10 protein-coding genes and 2 pseudogenes (1 of these 12 cut by a window edge) are annotated in these 9,064 nt (G+C 72.6%); 6 read left to right on the top strand and 6 right to left on the bottom strand.

From position 1 onward, the window contains the following. Together QZV97_RS18215 and QZV97_RS18210 are read left to right on the top strand one after the other, a co-directional pair. Window positions 1–210, top strand: a pseudogene (locus QZV97_RS18215) (hypothetical protein); the annotation flags it as partial. Window positions 211–243: 33 nt separating this feature from the next. Then, complete coding sequence (locus tag QZV97_RS18210; RefSeq protein ID WP_295645882.1) at window positions 244–1,089, top strand: DUF3883 domain-containing protein; 846 nt, start codon at window positions 244–246, stop codon at window positions 1,087–1,089. A 63-nt stretch (window positions 1,090–1,152) separates the two neighbouring features. Here QZV97_RS18210 and QZV97_RS18205 read toward each other — a convergent pair whose 3' ends face one another. Beyond that, entirely contained in the window at window positions 1,153–1,482 is a 330-nt protein-coding gene (locus tag QZV97_RS18205) for a hypothetical protein (protein ID WP_295645879.1), read from the bottom strand. A gap of 24 nt (window positions 1,483–1,506) precedes the next feature. Here QZV97_RS18205 and QZV97_RS18200 point away from each other — a divergent pair, with 24 nt between their 5' ends. Further along, a complete protein-coding gene (locus tag QZV97_RS18200; protein WP_295645876.1) occupies window positions 1,507–2,001 on the top strand; it encodes an acyl-CoA thioesterase in 495 nt (164 codons plus the stop codon). Window positions 2,002–2,046: 45 nt separating this feature from the next. Here QZV97_RS18200 and QZV97_RS18195 read toward each other — a convergent pair whose 3' ends face one another. Then, the gene (locus QZV97_RS18195) at window positions 2,047–3,102 is read right to left on the bottom strand and encodes an RNA methyltransferase (RefSeq protein ID WP_295645873.1); all 1,056 of its coding nucleotides are present in this window, start codon (window positions 3,100–3,102) and stop codon (window positions 2,047–2,049) included. 56 nt (window positions 3,103–3,158) lie between these two features. On the opposite strand from QZV97_RS18195, the gene QZV97_RS18190 reads away from it, so the two are divergent. Further along, window positions 3,159–4,064 carry a DUF2785 domain-containing protein gene (locus QZV97_RS18190; RefSeq protein WP_295645871.1) on the top strand — a complete coding sequence of 302 codons (906 nt, stop codon included), beginning with the start codon at window positions 3,159–3,161 and terminating at the stop codon, window positions 4,062–4,064. A 114-nt stretch (window positions 4,065–4,178) separates the two neighbouring features. Further along, window positions 4,179–4,685 carry a hypothetical protein gene (locus QZV97_RS18185; RefSeq protein WP_295645868.1) on the top strand — a complete coding sequence of 169 codons (507 nt, stop codon included), beginning with the start codon at window positions 4,179–4,181 and terminating at the stop codon, window positions 4,683–4,685. 28 nt (window positions 4,686–4,713) lie between these two features. Here the strand turns inward: QZV97_RS18185 and QZV97_RS18180 are convergent, their stop codons facing one another. Then, on the bottom strand, window positions 4,714–5,142 hold the full coding sequence (locus tag QZV97_RS18180) for a universal stress protein (RefSeq protein ID WP_295645865.1): 429 nt from the start codon (window positions 5,140–5,142) through the stop codon (window positions 4,714–4,716). A 238-nt stretch (window positions 5,143–5,380) separates the two neighbouring features. Between QZV97_RS18180 and QZV97_RS18175 the strand changes: the two genes are divergently transcribed. After that, the gene (locus tag QZV97_RS18175; RefSeq protein ID WP_295645862.1) at window positions 5,381–6,094 is read left to right on the top strand and encodes a Crp/Fnr family transcriptional regulator; all 714 of its coding nucleotides are present in this window, start codon (window positions 5,381–5,383) and stop codon (window positions 6,092–6,094) included. A 34-nt stretch (window positions 6,095–6,128) separates the two neighbouring features. On the opposite strand, the gene QZV97_RS18170 is transcribed toward QZV97_RS18175, so the two are convergent. From QZV97_RS18170 to QZV97_RS18160, 3 genes and pseudogenes are all read right to left on the bottom strand, one after another. Beyond that, the gene (locus QZV97_RS18170) at window positions 6,129–8,162 is read right to left on the bottom strand and encodes a PAS domain S-box protein (RefSeq protein ID WP_295645859.1); all 2,034 of its coding nucleotides are present in this window, start codon (window positions 8,160–8,162) and stop codon (window positions 6,129–6,131) included. A gap of 13 nt (window positions 8,163–8,175) precedes the next feature. Then, on the bottom strand, window positions 8,176–8,904 hold the full coding sequence (locus QZV97_RS18165; protein WP_295645855.1) for a response regulator transcription factor: 729 nt from the start codon (window positions 8,902–8,904) through the stop codon (window positions 8,176–8,178). A gap of 28 nt (window positions 8,905–8,932) precedes the next feature. Then, window positions 8,933–9,064, bottom strand: a pseudogene (locus tag QZV97_RS18160) (sulfite exporter TauE/SafE family protein); it runs 543 nt beyond the window's last position.

Below are 9,064 nucleotides of genomic sequence, written 5' to 3'. Positions count from 1 at the left end.
CGCCAGCGCTACAAGGGCCTGGGCGAGATGAACCCCGAGCAGCTGTGGGAGACCACGATGGACCCCACCGTGCGCCGCCTGCTGCGCGTACAGATCGACGACGCGATCGAGGCCGACCGTGTGTTCACGATGTTGATGGGCGACGAGGTGGAGCCGAGGCGGGACTTCATCGAGACGAATGCCCTGAGGGCAGCAAACATCGACGTTTAGTGCGCGTCGAGCCAAGCCACCTTTCGCGACCCCATGAGCGGCAACGACTGGAGCCGATCGGAGGTTGAAGCGATCGTCGACGATTACCTGTCGATGCTCGGGTCGGAGCTTGCAGGGACACCCTACAGCAAGGCTGCCCACAGGCGCGCTCTGAAGTCTGCTCTGTCTGATCGGTCGGACCAGTCGGTCGAGTACAAGCACGCGAACATCAGTGCGGCGCTCCTGGAGGCCGGCTTCCCGTATATCAGCGGCTACAAGCCAAGATCGAACTATCAGGCACTCGTGGCTGAGGTCGTTTCGACAAAGCTGCATCTAGCGCCAGCTCTGCTGGAGATTGCCGCAGCCGATGCGGACAGGCCGATGGTGATGCCGGAGGTTGATGACATCCTGGCGGCGCTCACCGAACGTCCGATGCCGAAGGCTGGGCCGAGCATCGTTTCGGAGCCATCGCCTCTATCGCTCCGACTCACGACGAACTACATCGAGCGAGAAGCGCGGAATCGATCCTTGGGTGCCGCGGGCGAGGCCTTCATCCTCGAGTACGAGAAAGCACGACTGATCCGAGCCGGCCGCGAGTCTCTCGCCGCCAAGATCGAGCACACATCGAAGGTGCGCGGCGATCACGAGGGCTACGACGTCTTGTCGTTCGAGGAGAACGGCGCCGAGCGGCTGATCGAAGTGAAGACGACCAAGTACGGCGGAGAGACGCCGTTCTTCTGCACTCGCAACGAAGTGGCTGTGTCGGAGAGGCTCGCAGCGCGCTATCAGGTGTACCGGCTGTTCGCCTTCCGCGAGTCGCCACGCTTGTACACGCTGCCCGGTGCGATTGCGACCACGTGTCGGCTGTCAGCTGCGACTTTCGTGGCGCATCCGAAGTAGTGCTGCCGGGACGGAGTTCGCCCGGTGCGCGTTGACCGCGCGCTAGCCGCAGAGACCCCGCGCTTACCCCTGCCACACCCCATACCCCGCCTCTCGCAACCCGATCGCCAGCTCCACCTCCATCTCCCGCGCTGCTTCGTAGGGCATCGGGTTGTAGACCTCGTACAGCGCGGGCAGCAGGCGCAGGCCGTAGTCGAAGACGAAGCGGTTCGCCTGGATGCCGGCCTTGTGCTTGTCGAAGCGCAGGTCCGGGTCCAGCCCGGTCATGCCGACGTAGACGCAGGGCTTGGCGTGGCGGTAGTCGGGGTTGGCCTTGCGAAAGCGCGGCTCGTTCCAGACGCGGTCGTCCAGCTCGACGATATAGACATGGTGGTGATAACTGCGCCGGCGCATGCCGGTATTCTGCAAACTCAGCCCATGACGACCGCCACCCCCACCAACCGTCTCGCCATGACCGTGCTCACCACGCCGGACATGGCCAACTTCGCCGGCAATGTGCATGGCGGCACGTTGCTCAAGCTGCTGGACCAGGTGGCCTATGCCTGCGCCAGCCGCTACGCGGCCAGCTACGTGGTGACGGTGAGCCTGGACTACGTGATGTTCCGCGAGCCGGTGCACGTGGGCGAGCTGGTCAACTTCCTCGCCAGCGTCAACCACACCGGCAGCTCGTCGATGGAGGTCGGCATCAAGGTGCTGGCCGAGAACATCCGCAGCCAGCAGAGCCGTCACGTCGTGAGCTGCTTCTTCACGATGGTGGCGCTGGACGACGCGCGCCGGCCGGTCGCCGTGCCGCCCTGGGTGCCCACCACGCCCGACGAGAAGCGCCGCCACGCCGACGCCGCGCTGCGCAAGCAGTTGCGCAAGGAGGCGGTGGACCGGTTCGAGGCGCTGAAGACGCGGCCCGAGGGCTGAGCCAGCGGCTACCCACCGGCTGTCCTCAGCCCATCCCCTGCTTGCTCACAGGCTTGTCCCCAGATCGGCCGGGGCAAGCCGGATCGCGATCCGCTGCTCGGCCACCGCAGGCGCGCGCCGTGCCCGCAGCTGCCCGCAGCCGGCATCCACGTCCTGCCCGGCCGACCGGCGCAGCTTGGTGAGCACGCCGCGGCGGTGCAGCGCGCGGGCCATTGCGGCGGCGCGCTCCCAGGCGGGTCGGCGGAAGGGCAGGTCGGGCACGGCGTTGTACGGGATCAGGTTCATCACCGCGCGCTTGCCGGCCAGCAGGCGGACGATGCCGTCCAGCTCGTCCTCGCCGTCGTTCACGCCCTCGATCAGCGTCCACTGCACCTGCACCGGGTAGCCGGTGGCGCGGGCGTAGCGCTCGCCCTGTTCCATCAGCTCGTCCGGGCTGATGCGCGGCGCGCGCGGCAGCAGCTGCTCGCGCAGCGCGGGGCGCGTGGAGTGCAGCGACAAGGCCAGCGCGGGCTTCACGGTCCCCAGCGGCAAGCGCTCGAACACGCGCTCATCGCCGACCGTCGAGAACACCAGGTTCTTGTGGCCGATGCCGCCGGCCGTGCCCAGCAGCTCGATCGCGTCCAGCACCGCGTCCAGGTTGTGGGCCGGCTCGCCCATGCCCATGAAGACCACCTTCTTCACCGCGCGCCGGCGGCGCGCCAGCGCCACCTGGGCCACGATCTCGGCGCTGCCCAGCTGGCGCAGCAGGCCGCCCTGCCCGGTCATGCAGAACACGCAGCCGACCGCGCAGCCGACCTGGGTCGACACGCACAGCCCGTCGCGCGGCAGCAGCACCGACTCGACCGTCTGGCCGTCGGCCAGCGCCACCAGCAGGCGCGACGCACCGTCCTCGGCCGGGTGCTCGGAGTGCAGGCGCGCCAGCGCGGCCAGCTCGGCCTCGACCGCTGGCAGCGCGGCTTGCAGGGCCTGCGGCAGCACGTCTTCGCGCGGGCCGCGCGGCAGCTGCGGCAGGGCGCAGGCCCAGTGCCGCAGCACGCTCTGCTCGTGGCCGGGCCGGGCGCCCAGCTCGCGCAGGCGCTGGCGAAGGGAGGCGATGTGCATCCGCGCAGTGTAGGCAGCGCGGCTGGGCGACACTGCGCGGCGGAGGTCCTGACGCCGTGCCCATTGCTCAACGCATCGTCGCGCTCGCCTTGCTATGCGCCTGCGCCGCAGGCCTCGCCCGGGCTGCCTGCCCGCCCGCCGGCCAGACGCGCGACTCGCTGCAGACACTGAAAGCCGCGCAGTGGCGCCTGCCAGGCGACGGCGCGGAGGCCGCGCGCGACGCGCTGGCGCAGGGTCTGGTCGACTGCCTGGCCGACCCCGACCCGCAGCTTCGCGACCAGATCGCCTTCGAGGCCTTGTCCGCCTGGATGCGCGGCAAGCAGCTCGCGCCACCCGTGCTGCACGCGATCCGCACGCGGCTGCTGGCGATGCTGGCCGCGCCGGCCGACGCCGCGGGCCTTGGCCAGCCCTTCGCGGCGCTGACGCTGGCCGAGGTGGCGCGCGTCGACCGGCTGCAGCCCTTCCTCACCGACGCCCAGCGCGCCGAGCTCGTCGACCAGGGCACGCGTTACCTGGCCGGCGTGCGCGACTACCGCGGCTTCGACGCGCGCGACGGCTGGCGCCACGGCGTGGCGCACGGCGCCGACCTGATGCTGCAGCTGTCGCTCCACCCGCAGCTGCAGCGCGCCCAGGGCGAGGCGATGCTCGCGGCCATCGCGCTGCAGGTACTGCCGGCCGGCGAGCACGCCTACCGCTACGGCGAGCCGGAGCGTCTGATGGCGCCGGCCTTCTACCTGGCCCGCCGCGGCGGGTGGACGGCCGCCGAGTGGGACGCCTGGTTCGACGCCCTCGCCGCGCGACGCCAGAAGGGCCCGCCCTTCACGCAGACGACCCTGGCCCAGCGCCACAACCTCGGCGCCTTCCTGCAGGCCTTCTATGTCGCCGTGCAGGAAGGGCCGGACGCCGATCAGAAGGCGCGCCTGCTGCCGGGGCTGCGCAGGGCGATCCAGACGCTGGATTGAGCGGCGGTCGGTCGGGGCCAGCGCACCACGCGTCGTGTAAAGCCAGGCGAGCGCCGGTGCTGCGAACCGACCGCCGGCGCAGAATTGTCCAGACGTACTTGCGGAGGCTTCACCATGAACCGCTGCCCGACCCGCCTGTCCACGCGCCTGGTCACCCTCGTCGCCGCGGCCGCCGCCCTGCTGGCCATCGCCACCCCCGCCGACGCGCACCGCCGCGGCGGCGGCGGCGTCAGCGTGCAGATCGGCGGCTACTACCCGGTGCCGTACGCGCGCGGCTACGGCTACTGGGGTCCGCGGCGCGGCTGGGGCGGGGTCGGCATCGGCATCGGCGCGCCGGGCTACTACTACTACGGCTCGCCCTGGGTCTACCCGCCGGGCTACGTGGTCGTGCAACCGCCGCCGGGGGGCTATGCCGACCCGCCGCTGGACCCGGCGCCGCCCAAGGGCCCGCCCGACCCGATCTTCTATCCGCGCAACGGCCAGAGCGTCGAGCAGATCGAGGCCGACCGCCAGGACTGCAATCGCTGGGCGCTGACGCAGCCGGGCGCGATCGCGCGCGCGGATGTGTTCCACCGCGCCACGCTGGCCTGCATGGAAGGCCGCGGCTACACGGTGAAGTGAGCCGCGGCGCGCGCGGCGGCGGCGCCGCTCAGCGCACCAGCAGCACCGGCACGCCGCACTTGGCCAGCACGCGCGCGGCCACCGAGCCCAGCACCAGGCTGCCGACGGCGCCGTGGCCGTGCGAGCCCAGCACGACCAGGTCGTACTTGCCGCCGTCGGCCTCGGCCGCGACCTCGTCGCCGGCGTGGCCGCAGCGGTGCTTGACCTCGAAGGCCCAGCCCTTCTGCTGCATGAAGGCCTGCACGGGCGCCAGCACCTTGCCGGCCTCGTCGGCGTAGTAGGTCGCGAGGTCGGCCTCGGAGAAGAAGCGCGCCGCGTGCGGCGGGATGCGCGGGATCACGGTCAGCGCGGCGTAGTGCACCTCGCCGGCCAGCAGGTCGTCGTGGGCCGCCAGGAAGGCGAGCATGCGCTTGGTGTAGTCGCTGCCGTCGACGGCGAGCAGGACCTTTTTCTTCATGGCGACCTCCTTGCGGGATGGGAACGGTGACCCCCGCAGCTTAGCCCGGCCCGGCCGCCTGCGGCTTGATCACGCGCAAGCGGCCGGCGGCGGCCAGCCCGGACCGGTTCACACGCCCGTCACCGTCGGTTCACCCGGCGTTACCGAGCGTCGGCCGGCCGTCGTCGGCCATTGCCATGCGGGCCCTAGCCTGAGGGCATCGAAGCACCGCCCCCACCCTTTCCTCACGGAGCCCTGCATGGCCATCACCGTCGACACCGCCGTCACCCCGTCCCAGCGCATCGGCCAGCTGCTCGCGCTGCTGCAGGAACAGCTGCCCATCCTGCGCCGCGTGGTGCATGCCGGCGAGTCCATCTACGCGGCGGGCGACGCGCTCGAGCACCTGTACGTGGTGCATGCCGGCTTCTTCAAGACGATCAACGGCGCCGCCGACGGCCGCGACAAGCTGATCGGCCTGCACTTCAAGGGCGACTGGCTGGGCTTCGACGGCATCGCCGACGGCCGCTACGGCTGCGACGCGGTCGCCATGGACACCGGCGAGGTCTGGGCGATCCGCTACGACGCGCTGCTGCAGCAGTGCGGCCGCTCGCCGGCGCTGCTGGCGGCGGTGCACGCCGCGATGAGCCGCGAGCTGGCCCGCGACCGCGATGCGATGCTGGCGCTGTGCACGCTGCCGGCCGACGCGCGCGTCGCCGACTTCCTGCGCGGCTGGGCCGACGCGCTGGAGCAGCGCGGCCTGCGCTCCGACCAGATCACGCTGCGCATGACGCGCGCCGAGATCGGCAACTACCTTGGCATGAAGCTCGAGACGGTGAGCCGCGCGCTGTCGCGCCTGGCGCGCGACAAGGTGATCGACTTCGCCGAGCGCGGCCGCCGCGACCTGCGCATCCCCGACGTGTCGGCGCTCAGCGCCTTCGTCGAGCGCAGCGTGGCCGCCGCGGCGGTGCACTGAGTCGCTGGCGCGGGCCCGGCGCCCGCACGGCCGTTCAACGCGCGTCCAGCGCGCGCACGATGGCGCGCGCCAGCGCCTCGCGCTCGTAGGGCTTGCGCAGCAGATCCCAGGGCAGCGCGCCGCCGCCCTCGCCGTGCAGCAGCTCGGCGGCGTAGCCCGACATCAGCAGCACCGCGGCCTGCGGCAGGCGCTCGGCGACGCGGCGCGCCAGCTCGGTGCCGCGCAGGCCGGCGCCGAGCGCGATGTCGGTCAGCAGCAGGCGGCACTCGGCGCCGGCGTCCAGCTTCGCCAGCGCCTCCTCGCCGCTGGCGCACTCGACGACGCGGCAGCCCAGCGCGACGAGGAAGCGTTTCACGACGGCGCGCACCTCGTCCTCGTCCTCGACCAGCAGCACCGGCAGGCCGGGCGGCAAGGCGGCCGTCTGCGGCCCGTCGGCGGCGGCCGGGCCGGCCGCATCGGCGCGCGGCAGGTAGATCGTCACCTCGGTGCCGGCCCCGGGCGACGAGCGCAGCCGCACCGCGCCCTGCGACTGCTTGACGAAGCCGTAGACCGTGCTCAGGCCCAGGCCGGTGCCGCGGCCCAGCTCCTTGGTGGTGAAGAAGGGCTCGAAGACGCGCTCGCGCACCGTCTCGCTCATGCCGTCGCCACTGTCGACGATCGCGATCTCGGCGTAGCGCTCGTGCGCGGCGCGCTCGCCGAGCTCGGTCGCCACCTCGGCCGGCAGTGCGGCGCAGGCGCGGGCGTGGAAGTCCAGGTGCCCGCCGGCCGGCATCGCGTCGCGCGAGTTGATCGCGATGTTGAGCAGCGCCGACTCCAGCTGCCCGGGGTCGGCGCGGCAGCGCAGCCGCTCGGCCGCGTCGACGCGGATGCGGATGCGCTGGTCCAGCGTGCGTCGCAGCATGCCGGCCAGGGACTCGAGCAGCTCGCCGACGTCGACCTCGGACGGGCTCAGCAGTTGCCGCCGCGAGAACGCCAGCAGCTTGCCGGTCAGCTCGGCGCCGCGGCGGCTGGCGCGCATCGCCGCGGCCACCATGTCGCGCGCGCCGTCGTCGCCGGCCAGAGCCGGGTGGTCCTCCAGCACCTGCAGGTTGCCCTGGATCACGGTCAGCAGGTTGTTGAAGTCGTGTGCGATGCCGCCGGTCAGCTGGCCGACGCTCTCGAGCCGCTGCGAGTGCTGCAGCGCCTCCTCGCCCTGGGCCCGCTGCAGGCTGGCCGACAGCAGGTTGGACAGCGACTCCAGGAAATGCAGCTCGTCGGGCCCGAAGCGCGACGCCTGGCGCGAGCGCACCATCAGCGCACCGATGGTCTGGCCGCGGTCGGCCAGCGGCACTGCCAGCGCGCTCACCAGGCCCTGGCCCAGGTAGCTGGCCGGCACCGCGAAGCGCGTCTCGCCGCGGAAGTCGGTCACGGTCACCGGGCGGCCCTCGCGCAGCACGTAGCCGGGCGGCGTGTCGGGCCGGTTGGGGATGCGCTGCGCCGGGCCCTCGTCGTCGAGCAGGCCCACGCCGCCGGCGATGCGGAACTCCAGGCGATTGGGCTCCAGCAGGAACACCACCGCCGCATCGACCTGCAGCGCATCGGCCGCGACCGCGGGCACCTGCTGCAGCAGCAGCTGCGGGTCGCGCGCGTCGACCGCCAGCCGGCCCATCTGCGCGACGAACTCGCTGTAGCGCGCGCGCTGCAGCGCCTGGCGCATGCGCGGGTAGGCCTCGATGTCGCGCACCGCTGCCACGACGTATTGGGTGCCGTCGATCTGCAGCGGGCTGAGCGCGATCTCGACCATCACCTCGCTGCCGTCGCGCTTGAGCGCCACCAGCTCGGTCTGCGTGCCCATCGGCCGCGGCTGCGGCTTGCGCTCGTAGGCCTGGCGGTAGGCGGCATGGCGCGGGCGGATCGCCGCCGGCACCAGCGACTCGACCGGCGTGCCGTCCAGCTCGCCGGCGCCGTAGCCCAGCATGCGCTCGGCCGCCGGGTTGGCCAGCACGATGCGGCCGGCGGTGTCGGCCAGCAGCAGCGCGTCGGGGTAGGCGACGAACAGCGCCCGGTGCACCGCGGCGAGGTCGCGCATCGCCGCCGCCGCTTCAGCCCGCCGAGACCGGCGGCACCAGCACGTAGCCGGCGCCGCGCACCGACTTGATGAGCTGCGGCACCTCGGCGTCGGCCTCGAGCTTGCGGCGCAGCCGGCCGACCTGCACGTCGACCGTGCGATCGAAGGGCGCGGCCTCGCGGCCGCGCGTGTGCTCGAGCAGGAAGTCGCGCGACAGCACGCGGCCCGGATGCCGTGCGAACACGCACAGCAGGTCGAACTCGCCGCTCGTCAGCGCGGCCTCGCGGCCGTCGGCCGCGGTCAGGCGGCGCGCGGCGATGTCGAGCGTCCAGCCGTCGAAGCACAGGCGCTCGCGCGGCGCGGCGGGCGGTCCGGCCGGCGGCGTTGCCTCGGCCGGCGCCAGACGCCGCAGCACGGCCTTGATGCGCGCCAGCAGCTCGCGCAGGTCGAAGGGCTTGGTCACGTAGTCGTCGGCGCCGATCTCCAGGCCGACGATCTTGTCGACCGCGTCGCCGCGACCGGTGACGATGACCAGGCCGCAGCGCCAGTGCTCGCGCAGCTGGCGCGCGATGACGAAGCCGTCCTCGCCGGGCAGGCCCAGGTCCAGCAGCACCAGGTCGGGCGCGTCGCTGGCCATCAGCGCCATCAGCGCGCGGCCGCTGTGCAGCTGGCTGGTGCGCAGGCCCTGGCTCGCGAGGTAGTTGGCCAGCAGCCGGGTGATGTCGGGCTCGTCGTCGACGATGGCGATGTGCGGGGCGCTCACGCCGGCATTCTGCGACAGCGAGTGCGGCTCACGGCGCGGCGCAGTAGAGCGCGACCCGCTCCCACAAGCCGTGTCCCAGCGCGAAGCCCGCCGCCGCGGCCAGCGCCGCGCCGGCCAGCCGCCAGGCCCAGGCCGTGGCCCGCGCACCGGACGGCAGGCG

Origin of the sequence: uncultured Methylibium sp. (assembly GCF_902826655.1) — a bacterium.
GTDB lineage: Bacteria > Pseudomonadota > Gammaproteobacteria > Burkholderiales > Burkholderiaceae_C > Methylibium.
The sequence above is the reverse complement of the archived record's forward strand: the minus strand, read 5'-3'. Positions and strand labels throughout refer to the sequence as shown.